General features: G+C 61.5%; 16 protein-coding genes. 3 read left to right on the top strand and 13 right to left on the bottom strand.

Annotated elements, in window-relative coordinates; all coding sequences use genetic code 11:
* Positions 1 to 51: 51 nt before the first annotated feature.
* Complete coding sequence (gene rpsU, locus P3R38_RS22910; protein ID WP_003255575.1) at positions 52 to 267, bottom strand: 30S ribosomal protein S21; 216 nt, start codon at positions 265 to 267, stop codon at positions 52 to 54.
* Positions 268 to 472: 205 nt separating this feature from the next.
* Between rpsU and tsaD the strand changes: the two genes are divergently transcribed.
* Positions 473 to 1,498 (top strand): tRNA (adenosine(37)-N6)-threonylcarbamoyltransferase complex transferase subunit TsaD, encoded by a 1,026-nt coding sequence (gene tsaD, locus P3R38_RS22905; protein WP_023382686.1) that lies wholly within the window; start codon positions 473 to 475, stop codon positions 1,496 to 1,498.
* A 15-nt stretch (positions 1,499 to 1,513) separates the two neighbouring features.
* Here the strand turns inward: tsaD and plsY are convergent, their stop codons facing one another.
* Complete coding sequence (plsY, locus tag P3R38_RS22900; RefSeq protein ID WP_023382685.1) at positions 1,514 to 2,083, bottom strand: glycerol-3-phosphate 1-O-acyltransferase PlsY; 570 nt, start codon at positions 2,081 to 2,083, stop codon at positions 1,514 to 1,516.
* A 74-nt stretch (positions 2,084 to 2,157) separates the two neighbouring features.
* Here plsY and folB point away from each other — a divergent pair, with 74 nt between their 5' ends.
* Together folB and folK are read left to right on the top strand one after the other, a co-directional pair.
* The gene (folB, locus tag P3R38_RS22895; protein WP_027907305.1) at positions 2,158 to 2,514 is read left to right on the top strand and encodes a dihydroneopterin aldolase; all 357 of its coding nucleotides are present in this window, start codon (positions 2,158 to 2,160) and stop codon (positions 2,512 to 2,514) included.
* Positions 2,505 to 3,014: a 2-amino-4-hydroxy-6-hydroxymethyldihydropteridine diphosphokinase gene (gene folK, locus P3R38_RS22890; RefSeq protein ID WP_023382683.1), complete on the top strand. Its 510-nt coding sequence runs from the start codon at positions 2,505 to 2,507 to the stop codon at positions 3,012 to 3,014. Before folB ends, folK begins: the two co-directional genes overlap by 10 nt.
* Before the next feature lie 62 nt (positions 3,015 to 3,076).
* Here the strand turns inward: folK and P3R38_RS22885 are convergent, their stop codons facing one another.
* The 11 genes from P3R38_RS22885 to P3R38_RS22835 all read right to left on the bottom strand — a co-directional run bounded on the left by P3R38_RS22885 (position 3,077) and on the right by P3R38_RS22835 (position 17,031).
* On the bottom strand, positions 3,077 to 4,183 hold the full coding sequence (locus tag P3R38_RS22885; protein ID WP_202675674.1) for a multifunctional CCA tRNA nucleotidyl transferase/2'3'-cyclic phosphodiesterase/2'nucleotidase/phosphatase: 1,107 nt from the start codon (positions 4,181 to 4,183) through the stop codon (positions 3,077 to 3,079).
* 60 nt (positions 4,184 to 4,243) lie between these two features.
* Positions 4,244 to 5,812 (bottom strand): SpoVR family protein, encoded by a 1,569-nt coding sequence (locus P3R38_RS22880; RefSeq protein ID WP_023382681.1) that lies wholly within the window; start codon positions 5,810 to 5,812, stop codon positions 4,244 to 4,246.
* Entirely contained in the window at positions 5,809 to 7,080 is a 1,272-nt protein-coding gene (locus P3R38_RS22875; RefSeq protein ID WP_023382680.1) for a YeaH/YhbH family protein, read from the bottom strand. Before P3R38_RS22875 ends, P3R38_RS22880 begins: the two co-directional genes overlap by 4 nt.
* A gap of 119 nt (positions 7,081 to 7,199) precedes the next feature.
* Positions 7,200 to 9,122 (bottom strand): PrkA family serine protein kinase, encoded by a 1,923-nt coding sequence (locus P3R38_RS22870; protein WP_023382679.1) that lies wholly within the window; start codon positions 9,120 to 9,122, stop codon positions 7,200 to 7,202.
* Positions 9,123 to 9,404: 282 nt separating this feature from the next.
* The gene (glpE, locus tag P3R38_RS22865) at positions 9,405 to 9,737 is read right to left on the bottom strand and encodes a thiosulfate sulfurtransferase GlpE (RefSeq protein ID WP_023382678.1); all 333 of its coding nucleotides are present in this window, start codon (positions 9,735 to 9,737) and stop codon (positions 9,405 to 9,407) included.
* 14 nt (positions 9,738 to 9,751) lie between these two features.
* Positions 9,752 to 10,618 (bottom strand): symmetrical bis(5'-nucleosyl)-tetraphosphatase, encoded by an 867-nt coding sequence (locus P3R38_RS22860; RefSeq protein WP_027907303.1) that lies wholly within the window; start codon positions 10,616 to 10,618, stop codon positions 9,752 to 9,754.
* Positions 10,618 to 10,998, bottom strand: coding sequence for a Co2+/Mg2+ efflux protein ApaG (gene apaG / locus P3R38_RS22855; RefSeq protein ID WP_023382676.1), 381 nt, complete (start codon positions 10,996 to 10,998; stop codon positions 10,618 to 10,620). Before apaG ends, P3R38_RS22860 begins: the two co-directional genes overlap by 1 nt.
* Positions 10,999 to 11,143: 145 nt before the next feature.
* On the bottom strand, positions 11,144 to 11,944 hold the full coding sequence (rsmA, locus tag P3R38_RS22850; protein ID WP_023382675.1) for a 16S rRNA (adenine(1518)-N(6)/adenine(1519)-N(6))-dimethyltransferase RsmA: 801 nt from the start codon (positions 11,942 to 11,944) through the stop codon (positions 11,144 to 11,146).
* Complete coding sequence (gene pdxA / locus P3R38_RS22845) at positions 11,941 to 12,930, bottom strand: 4-hydroxythreonine-4-phosphate dehydrogenase PdxA (protein ID WP_202675672.1); 990 nt, start codon at positions 12,928 to 12,930, stop codon at positions 11,941 to 11,943. Before pdxA ends, rsmA begins: the two co-directional genes overlap by 4 nt.
* Entirely contained in the window at positions 12,927 to 14,246 is a 1,320-nt protein-coding gene (gene surA, locus P3R38_RS22840; RefSeq protein WP_023382673.1) for a peptidylprolyl isomerase SurA, read from the bottom strand. Before surA ends, pdxA begins: the two co-directional genes overlap by 4 nt.
* Positions 14,227 to 17,031, bottom strand: a complete 2,805-nt coding sequence (locus tag P3R38_RS22835; RefSeq protein ID WP_277686629.1) for an LPS-assembly protein LptD — start codon at positions 17,029 to 17,031, stop codon at positions 14,227 to 14,229. The genes surA and P3R38_RS22835 overlap by 20 nt, the downstream gene beginning before the upstream one ends.
* Positions 17,032 to 17,044: the final 13 nt, after the last annotated feature.

The raw sequence follows: 17,044 nt of genomic DNA, 5'->3' as shown, positions 1-17,044 counted from the left end.
TAGCCCGGCATGGTGCCGGGCTGGGCAGAAGCTCTGCGTAGAACGTCTGTATTAGTACAGACGAACGGCGCGGCGCTGTTCGCGCTGAACTTTCTTGGCGTGACGCTTAACAGCAGCAGCTGCTTTGCGCTTACGCTCGGCGGTCGGCTTCTCGTAAAACTCGCGGCTACGAACTTCAGCCAGTACACCGGCTTTTTCGCAGGAGCGCTTGAAACGACGCAGAGCTACGTCGAAGGGTTCGTTCTCTTTAACTTTGACGGCTGGCATCCAGGGCTACCTTAATTCATTACCGGGGTAGACGTGCTCCTGGCAAAACAAAAGGTGTGCTGGAGAACGTCGGTTTTCAAGGGTTGCGGATGTTAACCCTTAGCTGGCCGGAATGCAAAGCCTCTGATCGAAAACCGCTGGTCGGCACCCGGCACGGGGACTATCATGCGCGGCTTCGAATTCAGCCCCCACAAGGGACGAACCCATGCTAGTACTGGGATTGGAAACATCCTGCGACGAAACCGGCGTCGCATTATACGACAGCGAGCGCGGTTTGTTGGCCGACGCGCTGTTCAGTCAGATCGACCTGCACCGCGTGTTTGGCGGGGTGGTGCCGGAGCTTGCTTCGCGTGACCACGTCAAGCGCATGCTGCCGCTCATCCGCCAGGTGCTGGACGAGGCCGGCTGCGTGGCCACCGAGATCGACGCCATTGCCTATACCGCAGGCCCTGGCCTGGTCGGGGCGCTGCTGGTGGGTGCCTCGTGCGCCCAGGCCCTGGCGTTCGCCTGGGATATTCCAGCGATCGGCGTTCATCATATGGAAGGCCACTTGCTCGCACCCATGCTCGAGGAGCAGCCTCCTGAGTTTCCGTTCGTCGCCTTGTTGGTGTCCGGCGGGCACACTCAGCTGGTGCGCGTCGATGGCATCGGGCGTTACGAACTGTTGGGCGAGAGCCTGGACGATGCGGCCGGCGAGGCGTTCGACAAGACCGCCAAGCTGATCGGCCTCAACTATCCGGGTGGGCCGGAAATTGCCCGTCTGGCCGAACACGGCGTGCCCGGGCGTTTCGTATTCCCGCGACCGATGACCGATCGCCCAGGCCTGCAGTTCAGCTTCAGCGGCCTCAAGACCTTCGCGCTCAACACCTGGCAGCAATGCCGCGATGCTGGTGACGACAGTGAGCAAACCCGTTGCGACGTGTCCCTGGCGTTCCAGCAGGCGGTGGTGGAGACTCTGACCATCAAATGCAAGCGAGCCCTCAAGCAGACCGGGCTCAAGCGCTTGGTCATCGCCGGTGGCGTGAGTGCCAACAAGGCGCTGCGGGCGTCGCTGGAAGAGATGCTGGCCGGTATCAAAGGCAATGTTTACTACGCCCGCCCGCGGTTCTGTACCGACAACGGCGCCATGATCGCCTACGCCGGTTGTCAGCGCTTGCTGGCCGGGCAGCAGCAGGACCTGGCGATCAGCGTGCAGGCGCGCTGGCCGATGGAGCAGTTGCCGCCGGTGTGAAGGTCGATGGGGGCGTTAGAAATGCCTTTCGCGCCCAGCGAACAAATCCCGCAGGTTGTTACGGTGGCGCCAGACGATCAGCACGGTCAGGACGCTGATCGGCAGCAGCGCTTCGGGTTCGCGCCAGGCCAGCAGCGGTAGGGTAAGTGGAGTAGCGATGAGCGCGGCCAGCGAGCTGGTTCGAGTCAGGTAGAAGGTCAGCAGCCAGGCGCCGATGGCCAGCAATGCGGCAGGAAAGTACAGGCCCATGAGCATGCCGGCCGCGGTGGCGACACCTTTGCCACCCTTGAAGTTGAAGTACAGTGGGAACAGGTGGCCGAGCACCGCGCAGACGCCGACCCAGCCCTGCTCCTGCAGGTCAAGGCCAGCGAGACGGGCCAGCAAGACGGGCAAAAGTCCCTTGCACAGGTCGCCAAGCAGGGTCAGGATCGCCAGTTTACGGCCTGCCAGGCGTAGCATGTTGGTGGCGCCGGCATTGCCTGAACCGCTGGAACGCGGGTCCGGGCTGCCTGAAAGGCGGCTGAGGACGATGGCGAAGGACAGCGAGCCGAGCAGGTAGGCGAGCAGCGCCAATAACCAAAACATGCTAACTATTCCGGGCGAGGACGCCCTGATTCTAACGGCGCCAGTCGCCCTTGTCGTGCTGTGGAGAGAAGTGCTTGGACAGAGTGTTCATCGAAGGCCTGGAAGTCGATACCGTCATCGGTGCCTATGACTGGGAGCGGGATATTCGCCAGTGCCTGCGCCTTGACCTGAGTTTCGCCTGGGACAACCGCCCAGCGGCGGCCGGTGACGATCTGAGCCTGGCGCTGGACTATGCCAGCGTATCGGCACGCATCCAGGCTTTCGCCGAGCAGGCGCGCTTCGAGCTGGTGGAGACCTTTGCCGAGCGCTTGGTGGCAGCGTTGATGGAAGAGTTCCACATTCCTTGGGTACGCCTGAAACTGACCAAGCCAGGAGCTGTCCCGGCAGCCCGTGGCGGTGTTGGCGTGGAGATCGAGCGCGGATGTCTCTGAGCACGGTTTACCTGGGCCTGGGTAGCAATATCGACCGCCAGGCGCACCTGTGCGCTGGGCTCGACGCCTTGGCTGGCATCCTCAAGGACATGCGTTGTTCTCCGGCGTTCGAGAGCCAGGCCGTGGGGATCAAGAGTGGCCCCTTCATCAATTTCGTGGTCACCGGCAAGACAGATCTTCCGCTGATGGAGCTGGATCGCCGGCTCAAGTTCATTGAGGCGGACAACGGCCGTTACGCACCGGATCGCAAGGGCTTGCCGCTGGATATCGATGTGCTGATGTATGACGATCTGTACGGTACCTTCGATGGGCTGGTGCTGCCCAGGGCGGAAATTCTGAAGAACGCGTTCGTGCTGTGGCCACTGTCGTTGCTAGCGCCTGAGCTGGTGCACCCAGGGGCTGGAAAGCGCATGGCGCAGTTGTGGGAGGAGGCGAACATCGACCAGGTGCTGGCACCGGTGGCGTTCGAGTGGCGGGGTGTGCAGTTGACCCCGGCTTGAGCTTTTTCGCGATCGTCGTAGGCGCGACACGAGGCCGCGCCTGGAGCGGGCGGGCCGCGTGGTCAGCGGCGTTTGTACGCCTCGATCGCTTTCAGTCGCTCGTTCTTGAGGGCCTCTCCCAGCGCCTGTCCGGCCAGGCCTGCGTCCACCAACGGCTTCACATTAACTGCCCTGGCCGTTGCCGCCGCTCCACGCAGGTACTCGGCCTGTGGATACGTTTGCTCCCCGCGCCCAAGCGCCCTCATTTCGCACGTGACTATGAAGTCCTCGAAGCGCTGTGGCCGCCGATAGACGTCGAATTTCTGCAGCATCTCCAGCAAGCCTGAAGGCTCAAGCGCCATTCCTGCATCGGCACGACCGGAAAACTCACCGGTCAACACGGCCAGTTCCTGGCATTCACGCGGGGCTTTGAATCGCTGGTTGAGTGCCTTGATGGCTGCCGGCTGCACCCTATCCAACAGGCACGCCCAACGCACGTGCAGAGGTTGTCGATGCTTGGCTGCCTGTACCAGCGCTGCCAGCGAATCCGCGTCACAGTGGAGCTCGGGCATCAACTCCTGAAGTGCCGAGCAGTCGTTCAGCACCTGGATGAACACCTGTGGCTGTTCCTCCATCAATGCTCGCTCGATCTCTTTCCAGCTGCGCTCGGCAGTCAACGCTTGCAGTTCGCCGGACGCGGCGATCTGGCGCATCAACTCAAGGGTATCGTCAGCTACCTGGAAGCCCAATGGCGCATACCGTGCGGCGAAGCGGGCGACGCGCAGCACACGCAAAGGATCTTCGGCGAACGCGGGGGAAACATGGCGTAAAAGGCGGTGTTCAAGGTCTTCCTGGCCGTGGTAGGGATCCAGTACGTTGCCCTGGTCATCCTCCGCCATTGCATTGATGGTCAAGTCACGGCGTATGAGGTCCTCTTCGAGCGTGACCTCTGGACTGGCATGAAAGGTGAAGCCGCCATAGCCGCGTCCACTCTTGCGCTCGGTGCGTGCCAGCGCGTATTCCTCGCCCGTCTGCGGGTGCAGGAACACCGGAAAATCCGCGCCGACCGGGCGAAAACCCTTGGCCTGCATTTCCTCGACCGTCGCGCCCACCACCAGCCAGTCGATATCGCTGACCGCGCGCCCGAGCAGACGATCACGCACCGCGCCACCGACTTTGTAAATTTGCATGTGCAGCCTCCATAACTGCCCACAGGATACCCTGTTGGCAGTTATGGCGGTGCGTCGAGCTTAAAGGTGATGAACCACGGCCAGGTCCATGCGGCCATAATCGCCGCTGTCACTGTGCTCGCCGCGTGGCGGCATGTGGTGGGTTTTCATGACCTGGTCGCCTTGCACGGTTTCCAGGTGGATATCGAAGCCCCACAGCCGGTGCAGGTGCTTGAGCACTTCATCGGTGGAGTCGCCCAGTGGCTTGCGGTTGTGTTGCTGGTGGCGCAGGGTCAGTGAGCGATCGCCACGGCGGTCGATGCTCCAGATCTGCACGTTGGGCTCGCGGTTGCCCAGGTTGTACTGGGCGGCCAGTTGCTCACGGATGATCCGGTAGCCCGCTTCGTCATGGATAGCAGGCACCAGCAGGTCGTCGCGCTGGTCGTCATCTAGGATGCTGAACAGCTTGAGGTCGCGGATCACCTTGGGCGACAGGTACTGCAGGATGAAGCTCTCGTCCTTGAAGCTACTCATGGCGAACTTGATGGTCGACAACCAGTCGCTGCCAGCGATGTCTGGGAACCAGCGGCGATCTTCCTCGGTCGGGTTCTCGCACATGCGCCGGATGTCGGTATACATCGCAAAGCCCAGTGCGTAAGGGTTGATGCCACTGTAGTACGGGCTGTCGAAGCCGGGCTGGAACACCACGCTGGTGTGCGACTGCAGGAACTCCATCATGAAGCCTTCGGTGATCAGGCCTTCGTCGTACAGGTCGTTCATCAGCGTGTAGTGCCAGAACGTCGCCCAGCCTTCGTTCATCACTTGGGTCTGGCGTTGCGGGTAGAAGTACTGGGCTATCTTGCGCACGATGCGCACCACTTCGCGCTGCCAGGGCTCGAGCAGTGGCGCGTTCTTCTCGATGAAATAGAGAATATTTTCCTGAGGTTCGGCGGGGAAGCGCGCATCATCGCGCTCATTGCCTTTCTCTGCGCTCTTGGGAATGGTGCGCCAGAGGTCGTTGATCTGCCGTTGCAGGTGCTCTTCGCGCTCTTTCTGCCGCCGACGCTCCTCTTCGGCGGAGATGGGGTAGGGGCGTTTATAGCGGTCGACACCGTAGTTCATCAGGGCGTGGCAAGAGTCGATCAGGTCTTCGACCGCATCGATGCCATGGCGCTCTTCGCACTGGGCGATGTACTGCTTGGCGAATACCAGGTAATCGATGATCGAGCTGGCGTCGGTCCAGGTGCGGAACAGGTAGTTGCCCTTGAAGAAACTGTTGTGACCATAGCAGGCGTGGGCGATCACCAAGGCCTGCATGCACATGGTGTTCTCTTCCATGAGGTAGGCGATGCAGGGATCCGAGTTGATCACGATCTCGTAGGCCAGGCCCATTTGGCCGCGGCTATAAGACTTCTCAGTGCTGAGGAACTGCTTGCCGTAGCTCCAGTGGTGATAACCCAGCGGCATGCCGACGGACGCGTAGGCGTCCATCATCTGCTCGGCGGTGATCACCTCGATCTGGTTGGGATAGGTGTCCAGGGCGTAACGCTCGGCCAGCCGGCTGATTTCCCGATCGTAGGTCTGGATCAGCTCGAACGTCCACTCGGACCCGGTGGAAATGGGTTGGCGTCTCTGTGCTCTGGCGGTCATGTGGCTAACCTGCGCTGGAAGAGTTCACGGAAGACCGGGTAGATATCGCCGGCCGAAACCAACTGCTGCTGGGCGAATGTGTCGGGGAAGGCCTCGCCGATTCGCTCGTACTCGTACCACAACGCCTGATGCTCACGCGGGGTGATTTCGACGTAAGTGTAGTACTGCACGTGCGGCATGATCTGCTTGGAGAGAATCTCGCGGCAGATCGGCGAGTCGTCGTTCCAGTTGTCTCCGTCGGAGGCCTGGGCGGCATAGATGTTCCAGTCGCTGGCCGGATAGCGTTCGGCCATGATCTCCTGCATCAACTTGAGCGCGCTGGAGACGATGGTGCCGCCGGTTTCCCGAGAGTAGAAGAATTCTTCCTCGTCGACTTCGCGGGCACTGGTGTGGTGACGGATGAACACCACCTCGATGCGGTCGTAGTTCCGCTTCAGGAACAGGTACAGCAGGATGAAGAAGCGCTTGGCGATGTCCTTGGTGGCCTGGGTCATCGAGCCGGAGACGTCCATCAGGCAGAACATCACGGCCTTGGAGCTGGGGTTGGGTTGCTTGACCAGCAGGTTGTACTTGAGGTCGAAGGTATCGAGGAACGGCAGGCGGTTGATGCGTGCCTTGAGGCGTTCGATCTCGGCTTCGGTTTCCTGGATATCGGTGAAATTGTCAGGCTCTTCGACTTTCAGCCGTGCCAGTTCCGCCTGGGCTTCGCGCAGCAGGGCACGGCTGCTGCCGGTCAGGGCGATGCGGCGGGCGTGGGCCGAGCGCAGGGTGCGCACGATGTTGATGCGCGAGGGGTTGCCCTCGTTGGCGATACCCGCCCGTACGGTCTTGAAGGTGTCGGCGCCCGTCAGGTGACGCTTGACGAGGTTGGGCAGCTCCAGGTCCTCGAACATGAATTCGAGGAATTCCTCTTGGGTGATCTGGAAGACGAAGTCGTCCATGCCCTCGCCAGAGTTGCCAGCCTTGCCGCGACCGCCACCACCGCCGCCACCCTGGGGCCGTGGTATGTGTTCGCCGGCAGTGAATTCCTTGTTGCCTGGGTGCACAATGGTCTGCTTGCCGCCACGACCGTGGTGCAGCACCGGCTCGTCGATGTCCCGTCCCGGAATGCTGATCTGCTCGCCATGTTCCATGTCCATGATGGAGCGGCGGCTCACGGCCTCTTCGACGGCTTTCTTGATGTGTTCACGGTAACGCCGCAAGAAGCGCTGGCGGTTGACCGTGCTCTTGTTCTTGCCGTTCAGGCGTCGGTCGATAACGTAGCTCATGGTCCCTCCGGTAGCTGGGAACAGCTGCACGCTTCAAGCTACGAGCTGCACGTAAAAGCAGCCGCCGCCGCCCGAGGCTGACTGGGCAGCCAAGGGCGCGCGGCGTGTAGCTTGCCGCTTTATTGCGATTTCCTGACCCGCAGATACCATTCCGACAGCAAGCGCACCTGCTTGTCGGTGTAACCACGTTCCACCATTCGGGTGACGAAGTCGTTGTGTTTCTGTTGGTCCTCCTTGCTGGCCTTGGCGTTGAAGCTGATGACGGGCAACAGATCCTCGGTGTTGGAGAACATTTTCTTCTCGATGACCACCCGCAGCTTCTCGTAGCTCAGCCAGCTCGGGTTCTTGCCATTGTTGTTGGCCCGGGCGCGCAACACGAAATTGACGATTTCGTTGCGGAAATCCTTCGGATTGCTGATGCCGGCCGGCTTCTCGATTTTCTCCAGTTCCTCGTTGAGGGCGATACGGTTGAGGATCTCGCCAGTTTCCGGGTCGCGGTATTCCTGGTCCTGAATCCAGAAGTCGGCGTACAGCACGTAGCGGTCGAAGATGTTCTGGCCGTATTCGCTGTAGGACTCCAGGTAGGCGGTCTGGATTTCCTTGCCGATGAATTCGATGTAGCGCGGCGCCAGGTATTCCTTCAGGTAGCGCAGGTAGCGTTCGCGCACTTCGGCCGGGAACTGTTCCTGTTCGATCTGCTGTTCCAGCACATACAGCAAGTGCACCGGGTTGGCGGCCACTTCATGGGGGTCGAAGTTGAACACCTTGGACAGGATCTTGAAGGCGAAGCGGGTCGACAGGCCGTTCATGCCCTCATCGACGCCCGCGGCATCGCGGTACTCCTGAATAGACTTGGCTTTCGGGTCGGTGTCCTTGAGATTCTCGCCGTCATAGACGCGCATCTTGGAGTAGATGTTGGAGTTTTCCGGCTCCTTGAGTCGCGAGAGCACCGTGAACTGGGCGAGCATCTTGAGCGTATCCGGCGCGCAGTGGGCCTTGGCCAGCGAGCTGTTGACCAACAGCTTGTCGTAGATCTTGATCTCGTCGCTGACGCGCAGGCAGTACGGCACCTTGACGATGTAGATACGGTCGATGAACGCTTCGTTGTTCTTGTTGTTGCGGAAGGTGTGCCATTCCGATTCGTTGGAGTGGGCCAGCAGAATCCCGGAGTAGGGGATCGCGCCGAGGCCTTCGGTGCTGTTGTAGTTACCTTCCTGGGTGGCAGTCAGCAGCGGGTGCAGGACCTTGATCGGCGCCTTGAACATCTCGACGAATTCCATCAGGCCCTGGTTGGCCCGGCACAGCGCGCCCGAGTAGCTATAGGCATCGGCGTCGTTCTGCGGGAATTCCTCAAGCTTACGGATATCCACCTTGCCCACCAGTGCGGAGATGTCCTGGTTGTTCTCGTCACCCGGCTCGGTCTTGGCGATGGCGATCTGGTTGAGGATCGACGGGTACAGCTTGACCACCTTGAACTTGCTGATGTCGCCGCCGAATTCCTGCAGGCGCTTGGTAGCCCAAGGCGACATGATGCTGTTCAGGTAGCGGCGCGGAATGCCGTATTCCTCTTCGAGAATGGCGCCGTCCTCGGCGGGATTGAACAAGCCCAGGGGTGACTCGAAGACCGGCGAGCCCTTGATGGCGTAGAACGGCACTTTCTCCATCAACTGCTTGAGTTTTTCGGCCAGCGACGACTTGCCGCCGCCCACCGGACCCAGCAGGTAGAGGATCTGTTTCTTCTCTTCCAGGCCCTGAGCGGCATGGCGGAAATACGACACGATCTGGTCGATGCACTCTTCCATCCCATGGAAGTCGGCAAAGGCTGGATAGCGGCGAATTACCTTGTTTGAGAAAATCCGCGACAGTCTGGAGTTGGTTGAGGTGTCGATCAGCTCGGGCTCACCGATGGCCAGCAACAGCCGTTCGGCCGCCGAAGCGTAGGCGCTACGATCCTCTTTGCACAGCTCGAGGTACTCCTGTAGCGAGAGTTCTTCCTGGCGTGTTGACTCGAAACGTTGTTGGAAGTGGCTAAAAATGCTCATGACGTCACCTCGCTCGATACGTGGAGACGACGCCGGATCAGTCAGCTGATGCTGGCATGCAAGCGGCTGGGCCGATTGCTGTATACCCCCCAGAACACCTTGTAACGCTACCGATGACCCGCACGCCGGTGTACCGGCTCTCCCCTTTTTTGGATGGCCTGCGCTTAAGGATAGTTGGTAATACGCAAGGTCAAGGGCGCGGGGCCGAGAAGTTGCTTTCGACCGTTCGTCAGAAAAGGCGCAAGCCCGCATGGGGCGCGGGCTGCAGCAAAAATGAAAAAATTATTCGGCGGAGCCTTGGGCAGTCTCGGCCGGGTAGGTGGCGCGCCACAGCTCAAAGCCGCCATCGACGCTGTAGACGTCCGAGAAGCCCTGGCCTACCAGATAGGCGGCAGCGCTCTGGCTGGAGTTGCCGTGGTAACAGACCACCAGGGTCGGGGCGTCCAGGTCGGCGTTGCGGATGAAGTCAGCGACCGAATGGTTGTCCAGATGCTTGGCGCCGGTGATGTGGCCTGCGGCAAAGGCTTGTGGGTCGCGAATGTCGACGACGACCGCACCTTCCTTTTTGCGAAGCTCCAAGGCCTGCTCTGGGGGGATGCGCTTGAATTCGCTCATGGGTACGGTTTCCTTCAGGGTTGGTCGTTCATTCTAGTGGGTTGTGCCGCTTGGCGTACGGTGCCGTCGTCGGCGCAGTCGCAGCGGTGGTATTCGCCACTGTCGAGGTTGTACAGGGTCATGGCGCCGCCCCACACGCAACCGGTGTCCAGGGCAATCACGCCGGGTTCGTCGACACGTCCTTCCAGGGCTGCCCAGTGGCCGAAGATGATCTTCACGTGGCGTGAGCGGCGGTCCTTGTGCGCGTACCAGGGCTTGTAGCCCTTTGGCGCCGTGCCAAGGCCTTCCTTGCTCTTGAGGTCGAGCTTGCCATCGGCGGTGCAGAAGCGCATCCGCGTCAGGTAGTTGGTGATGACGCGCAGGCGCTCGACGCCGGCCAGGCTCTTGCTCCACTTGTTCGGTTCGTTGCCATACATGCCATCGAGGTACAGCTTCAGGCGCTCATCGTCACGCAACACTTCCTCGACTTCGCCCGCCAGTTCAAGGGCCTTGCCGAGTGTCCATTGGGGGGGAATGCCTGCGTGGACCAGAGCGATGCCGCGTGGCTCGTCGTAATGCAGCAGCTTTTGCCGACGCAACCAGTCGAACAGTTGGTCGGCGTCTGGTGCTTCGATGATTTCACGCAGGGTGTCGCTTTTCTTCAGGCGCTCGACGTTGTGCCAGACAGCGAGCAGGTGCAAGTCGTGATTGCCCAGCACGCAGACCAGCGCGTGGCGGATCGAGTAGAGAAAACGCAGGGTTTCCAGTGATTCCGGCCCACGGTTTACCAGGTCGCCGACTAGCCACAGGCGATCGACGTCTGGGTTGAAGTTCACCCGTTGCAGCAGGCACTTGAGCGGTTGCAGGCAGCCTTGCAGGTCACCGACAGCGTAGGTGGCCATCAGTGCAGCGCCCCTGGCACCGCCAGACGGAAGGGGGCGATCTGGGCGTCGAAGCGCTTGCCGTCTTCGGCGAACATCTGGTAGCTGCCCTGCATGGTGCCGACACGGGTGCTGATCACCGCGCCGCTGCTGTAGGTATGGCTCTGGCCGGGTTCGATGGTCGGTTGCTGACCAACCACGCCTGCGCCGCGAACCTCCTCTACCTCGCCGTCACCGTTGGTGATCAGCCAGTGACGAGACATCAGCTTGGCTTTGACCAGGCCGTTGTTCTGCACGGTGATGGTATAGGCGAAGGCAAAGCGACTGTTTTCGGGGTCGGATTGGTCTTTGAGATAACGGGTCACGACGCTGACGTCGATCTTGTAGCGGGGATCGGACATGCAAAGGCCTTGGGAGAACTGACGCAATAATGCAGTCTAGGCCATTGAGCGGGGGGAGGGCCAGCGGTAGAAGGGCTCGGGGATCGGTGTTGTCAGGGCCGCCCCTATCGCCGGCTTGCCGGCGATAGGGGAGGTACAAGCGATATCAGGCTTGCTGATCCGCCAACTGGTCAGCCAGGCGCACGAAGGCCGCCAGGTCCAGTTGTTCAGGGCGCAGGCTGCCGTCCACACCCGCAGCTTCGATGGCCGCGCTGTCGAGCAGGCCTTTGAGGGTGTTGCGCAGGGTCTTGCGGCGCTGGTTGAAGGCTTCGCGCACCACGCGTTCGAGCAGTTGCGCATCCTTGGCCGGGTGCGGCAGCACTTCATGGGGGACCAGGCGGACGATGGCCGAATCCACCTTCGGTGGCGGGTTGAACGCGCCCGGGCCGACATTGAACAGGTGCTCCACGCGGCAGTGGTACTGCACCATGATCGACAGACGGCCCCAATCGCCACCGCCGGGGCCAGCGGCCATGCGCTCGACCACTTCTTTCTGCAGCATGAAGTGCATGTCGCGAATCAGCCCGGCATGGCTGAGCAAGTGGAAGATCAGCGGGGTTGAGATGTTGTAGGGCAGGTTGCCGACTACCTTAAGGCTGCGGGGCGGTACGCCCAGCTGATTGAAATCGAACTTCAGGGCATCGCCCTGGTGCAGGCGGAAATTATCGCGACCGGCGAACTTGTGCTGCAGGATCGGCACCAGGTCCTTGTCCAGTTCGACCACATCCAGTTGTGCGCCGCTGCCCAAAAGGCCCTCGGTGAGTGCGCCTTGGCCCGGGCCGATTTCCAGCAGGTGTTCACCCGCCTTGGCGTTGATGGCGCGCAGGATGCGGTCGATGATGCCGGCGTCGTGCAGGAAGTTCTGGCCGAAGCGCTTGCGCGCGCGGTGTTGGTAGTGCTCGTTCATGGTCGGTTCTCGGCCATCTGGTAGGCGGTTTCCAGCGCGACCCGCAGGCTGCCGGTGTCGACCTTGCCGGTACCGGCGAGGTCCAGGGCGGTGCCGTGATCGACCGAGGTGCGGATGATCGGCAGGCCCAGCGTCACGTTGACCGCGGCGCCGAAGCCTTTGTACTTGAGTACGGGCAAGCCTTGGTCGTGGTACATCGCCAGCACCGCGTCGCAGTGCTCCAGATATTTGGGGGTAAACAGGGTATCGGCTGGCAGCGGGCCGCGCAGGTCCATGCCCTCGGTGCGCAGGCGTGCCAGGGTTGGTTCGATGATGTCGATTTCTTCGCGGCCCAGATGGCCGCCTTCACCCGCATGGGGGTTGAGCCCGCATACCAGGATGCGTGGCTGGGCGATGCCGAACTTGTCGCGCATGTCAGCGTGGAGAATGCGGGTGACCCGCTCCACGCGCTCGGCGGTGATGGCATCGGCGATATCGCGAAGTGGCAGGTGCGTGGTCACCAGGGCCACGCGCAGCCCATGGGTGGCCAGCATCATCACCACTTGGGCGGTATGCGTCAGTTCGGCGAGAAACTCGGTATGGCCGGAAAAGGCGATACCGCTTTCGTTGATCACACCCTTGTGCACGGGGGCTGTAATCATCCCGGCAAAATACCCGTCGAGGCAGCCTTGGCCAGCGCGCGTCAGGGTTTGCAGGACGAAGGCGGCATTGGCCTTGTCGAGCTGGCCTGGTACCACGGGCGCTGCCAGGGGGGTATCCCATACGTACAGGCTGCCGGCAGGTGCGGGCTGGTCGGGCCACTGGCCCGGCGCAACCGGCAGCAGATCGACCGCCAACCCCAGCTGCGTGGCCCGCTCGGCGAGCAGGTCACGGCTGGTGATGGCAATCAGGGGATGGGGCTGGGCGTCGGCGGCGAGCAGCAGGCACAGGTCCGGGCCTATGCCTGCTGGTTCACCGGGGGTGACGGCGAAGCGCAGCGGCTTCACTGGGTGGCCTGGTCGGCGCCAGGCAGCTTGATTTCAACGTAGGCTTCGTCGCGGATCTGGCGCAGCCAGGTCTGCAGCTCTTCGTCGTACTTGCGGTTACGCAGAACGTTCATCGCCTGCATTTCGCGAGCTTGCTCGGTGCTGTCGGTGGCGCGACGGCCCAGCACTTCCAGAACGTGCCAGCCATACTGGGTCTTGAACGGCTTGGTCACTACGCCTTGCTGGGCGTTGGCCATCTGCTCGCGGAACTCGGGAACCAGGCTGTTCGGGTCGACCCAGTTGAGGTCGCCGCCGTTGAGCGCCGAACCCGGATCTTCCGAGAAGCTCTTGGCCAGCTCGCCAAAGTCTTCGCCATTCTTGATGCGCTCGTAGAGGCGCTCCGCCAGTTGTTCGGTCGCCGCTTCGCTGCGGATTTCGCTCGGCTTGATCAGGATATGGCGCACGTGGACTTCGTCACGCAGCACGTTCTCGCTACCACCGCGCTTCTCTTCGAGCTTGATGATGATGAAGCCGCTGGGAATGCGAAGTGGCTGGGTGATGTCGCCAGTGGACATGGTGCTCAGCAGCTTGGCGAATTCCGGCGGCAGTTGGCCCGCTTTACGCCAGCCCATCTCGCCGCCTTCCAGGGCGTTTTCGCTGGCTGAGTTGGCAATCGCCATCTGGCCGAAGTCCGCGCCTTGGCGCAGTTGCTGGTACACGTCGCCAACCTTGCGGGCAGCGTTCTGGATGTCTTGCGAATTGGCGCCTTCCGGGGTCGGGATGAGGATGTTGGCCAGGCGATACTCTTCCGACATCTGCATCTTGCCCAGGTCCGAGGCAAGGAAGTTCTTCACTTCCTGCTCGGACACCTGGATGCGCTCGGCCACACGGCGCTGGCGCACACGGCTGATGATCATCTCGCGCTTGACCTGCTCGCGGGCGTCATCGAACGACAGGCCGTCGTGGGCCAGGGCGGCGCGGAACTGGTCCAGGGACATGCCGTTGCGCTGGGCAATGGTGCCGATGGCCTGGTTCAGTTCTTCATCGGTGATGCGGATGCCGGAACGTTCGCCGATCTGCAGTTGCAGGTTCTCGACGATCAGGCGTTCCAGTACCTGCTGCTCCAGGGCGCCGGTCGGCGGCACGCCGCCGCCGCGCTTGGCGATGGTTTGTTGGACTTCGTGGACACGTTGGTCCAGTTGGCTTTGCATGACCACGTCGTTGTCGACGATGGCCACCACACGGTCCAGAGGTTGCACCGCGGCGTGAACCGCGCTGCTCAGCAGTGCAGCGCCCACCAGCAGCGGGCGCAGACGATCAATAAGCTTGGTCTTCACGTGTACGGTAACCTTGAATGCCTTCATCGAGGAACGACTCGACCTTGTTGCCTACCACGCCACCGAGGCCTTTCAGCACGATTTGCAGGAAGATGCCATGGTCGCCTTTTTCGTTGTCCGGAACGGCCTGGCTGAAGTCGTCGTAGTCGATCCAGTAACGGTTGATCAGGCGCAGCTTCCAGCAGCAGTTGTCATACTCGAAACCGCCCATGGCTTCCAGGGTGCGGTTGCGGTTGTAGTCGTGCTGCCAGCGAGCGATGACGCTCCACTGCGGGACGATCGGCCAAATGACGGAGAAGTCATGCTGCTCGATCTTGTAGTAGTCCTTGATGTAGTTCGGGCTGCCCGGAGTGCCGTAGTCGCCACCGCCGACCTGCCAGGTACCGGTCAGCTGGTCATAGCGGACCAGGTCGTTGCGGTAGCGATAGCCCAGGTTGACGATCTTGTTCGGGTTGTCTTCCGGCTGGTAGTGGAACACCGCGCTACCCGAGCGAGGGCTGTGGGTGTCCGGGTCCCAGTTGTAGTCGGCGTTCAGGCGCCAATCGCGGTTGAAGGCGAACATGTACTCAAGTGCGTACGGCGAGACATCGGTCTGCGAGTCCGAACGGGTACGCCAGTCGATGCCTGGCATCTGCACCTTGCGGTCCTGGAAGTACAGGGCCTGGCCGACGCTGACGCGCTGGCGCTCGAAGCCGTTTTCCTCGATCCAGCGCGAGGTCACGCCCAACGACAGCTTGTTCTCGTCGCCGATGCGGTCGCCACCGCTGAAGCGGTTGTCGCGGAACAGCGAGCTGTAGTTGAAGTAGGTTTCGCTGGTGTCGAAGACCGGGATGTCTTTCTGGTCCTCATACGGCACGTAGAGGTAGAACAGACGCGGTTCGAGGGTCTGGCGGTAGTTCTTGCTGAAGTACTGGGTGTCGCGGTCGAAGTACAGGCCGCTGTCGACACTGAATACCGGAACGCTACGTTCCTGGCTGCTGGAGAAGTCGCCGCGCAGGTCACGAGTAGCGGCGCTGGCGTTGGCCAGGTCGGTCTTGCCCTTGCTGTCCAGGTCCAGGTCGTAATGGGTATAGACGTACTTCAGCGTCGGCTTGAAGAAGCCATAGCTGGCTTCCATCGGCAAGCTGACGGCAGGCGCCAGGTTCAGACGGGTGCCGTTGGCACGAGCCAGGCCGAAGATGTTCTCGTCGAGCCTGCGGCCATCTGCGCCAGCAGTGGTATCGAGCACGCCATCTTCATTGAACACCGGACCGGTTTTCAGATCACGATCGAAGCGAACCGCCTCGGTCTTGTAAGTGAAATCCAGGCCACCCGGGTTGTACGGCAACTTGCCGTCGAAGGTGATCTGCGGCAGACGATCATACGGCGTGATCCGGGAGATGGTCGCCATCTCGTAGGCATGCACATTCAGGCGCGCGCGGTAGGTGTCGCCACGGTAGGTCAGTGCCCCCTGCTGGTTCACCACGTCACGGCTTTCAACACCGATCTGGTCGGTTTCCAGGTCCTGGAAGTAGAACGGATCGCTGATGTCGGTGTAATCAACCTCAGTCATCAGGCGCTCGTCCAGGCCACCTTTGTGCTGCCAGTTGATCATCCAGCGCTGATCCTTGTAATCAGTCTGGTCCTTGCGATCGTCGTTCTTGTCGTTCAGGTACGCACCGCCGAACTGGCCTTCGCTGGACTTGGTCAGGTAGCGGAACTCACCTTCCATCAGCAGGCCACGCTTGGTCATGTAGCGTGGGTACAACGTGGCGTCGTAGTTCGGGGCCAGGTTGAAGTAGTACGGCGTGACCAGCGTGAAGCCGCTGTCACTGGTCGAGCTGAACGACGGCGGCAGGAAGCCGGACTGGCGACGGTCGTCGATCGGGAAGTAGATGTACGGTGTGTAGAACACCGGGAAATCCTTGACCCGCAGGGTGACGTTGGTCGCGGTACCGAAGCCGGTGGCCGGGTTCAGGGTGATGTTGTTGCCCTTCAGCTGCCAGGCATTGCTGCCCGGTTCGCACGTGGTGTACGTACCATCCTTGAGGCGGATGATGGCGTTTTCGCCACGCTTGGCGTACAGGGCGTTGCCGCGGATATGCGACTTGTGCATCACGTATTCGGCGTTATCGACCTGGGCCTCGCCGGTGTCGAGCTGGATCTGGGCTTCGTCGCCAACCACCAACGAGCCATTGTCGCGAATCTTGACGTTGCCCTTGAGCTCGCCACGGTTCTCGGCCTGATACAGGTTGGCTTCGTCGGCTTCGACCTGCATGCTGCCCTGGCGCATGACCACATCACCGGCGAGCGTCGCGATCTGCTGCTCCTGCTGGTACTTGGAGACCTTGGCGTTGATGTAGGTCGGCGACTCGTCCTTGGGCGTGGTGTCGGCCATGCCAGGACGGGTCGGTTCGATATAGGCGCCACCGCAATACGGGCCGGTTTCGGCCAGCTGGGCTGCGGTGAGCTTTTCGCGCGGAACCCAGTCCAGGTGACTGTAGTCTTCGCTACGCGACTTCAGGCCGCGGCCCTTGCTCTCGGTGACCAGCACAGGCTTGTCGCCGGCATCGGCGGCTTCGGCCTCGGTACCGGAACTGACGGCAGCACCTTCGTGCACCGGGCGCGGCGGAAGGTTGCTGACAGGGGTTTTGGGCTTGCAGTCCCAACCACCGGAGGCGGACACTTGGCAGTCAAACTGCTCGGCTGCCACCACGTACGACGTGGCCAGAGGTTGCAGGGCCAGCAGACCGCCGGTCACCAGCAACGGAAACTTTCTACGAAACGCGGGGGATTTCAATGCCATCTTATTAGTCCGG

It is taken from the genome of Pseudomonas sp. NyZ480, from assembly GCF_029537255.1.
GTDB classification, from domain to species: Bacteria; Pseudomonadota; Gammaproteobacteria; order Pseudomonadales; family Pseudomonadaceae; genus Aquipseudomonas; species Aquipseudomonas taiwanensis.
Note: the sequence above shows the minus strand (reverse complement) of the source record. Positions and strands in the feature narration are given on the sequence as shown.

Excerpts from the sequence above, each read along its gene's own strand:
- rsmA (WP_023382675.1), bottom strand. The coding sequence starts at position 11,944 with ATGAACGAGCACTACCAACACCGCGCGCGCAAGCGCTTCGGCCAGAAC.
- P3R38_RS22860 (WP_027907303.1), bottom strand. The coding sequence starts at position 10,618 with ATGGCCACCTACGCTGTCGGTGACCTGCAAGGCTGCCTGCAACCGCTC.
- rpsU (WP_003255575.1), bottom strand. The coding sequence starts at position 267 with ATGCCAGCCGTCAAAGTTAAAGAGAACGAACCCTTCGACGTAGCTCTG.
- P3R38_RS22835 (WP_277686629.1), bottom strand. The coding sequence starts at position 17,031 with ATGGCATTGAAATCCCCCGCGTTTCGTAGAAAGTTTCCGTTGCTGGTG.
- folK (WP_023382683.1), top strand. The coding sequence starts at position 2,505 with ATGTCTCTGAGCACGGTTTACCTGGGCCTGGGTAGCAATATCGACCGC.
- plsY (WP_023382685.1), bottom strand. The coding sequence starts at position 2,083 with ATGTTTTGGTTATTGGCGCTGCTCGCCTACCTGCTCGGCTCGCTGTCC.
- P3R38_RS22875 (WP_023382680.1), bottom strand. The coding sequence starts at position 7,080 with ATGAGCTACGTTATCGACCGACGCCTGAACGGCAAGAACAAGAGCACG.
- apaG (WP_023382676.1), bottom strand. The coding sequence starts at position 10,998 with ATGTCCGATCCCCGCTACAAGATCGACGTCAGCGTCGTGACCCGTTAT.
- P3R38_RS22885 (WP_202675674.1), bottom strand. The coding sequence starts at position 4,183 with ATGCAAATTTACAAAGTCGGTGGCGCGGTGCGTGATCGTCTGCTCGGG.
- P3R38_RS22880 (WP_023382681.1), bottom strand. The coding sequence starts at position 5,812 with ATGACCGCCAGAGCACAGAGACGCCAACCCATTTCCACCGGGTCCGAG.
- tsaD (WP_023382686.1), top strand. The coding sequence starts at position 473 with ATGCTAGTACTGGGATTGGAAACATCCTGCGACGAAACCGGCGTCGCA.
- P3R38_RS22870 (WP_023382679.1), bottom strand. The coding sequence starts at position 9,122 with ATGAGCATTTTTAGCCACTTCCAACAACGTTTCGAGTCAACACGCCAG.
- glpE (WP_023382678.1), bottom strand. The coding sequence starts at position 9,737 with ATGAGCGAATTCAAGCGCATCCCCCCAGAGCAGGCCTTGGAGCTTCGC.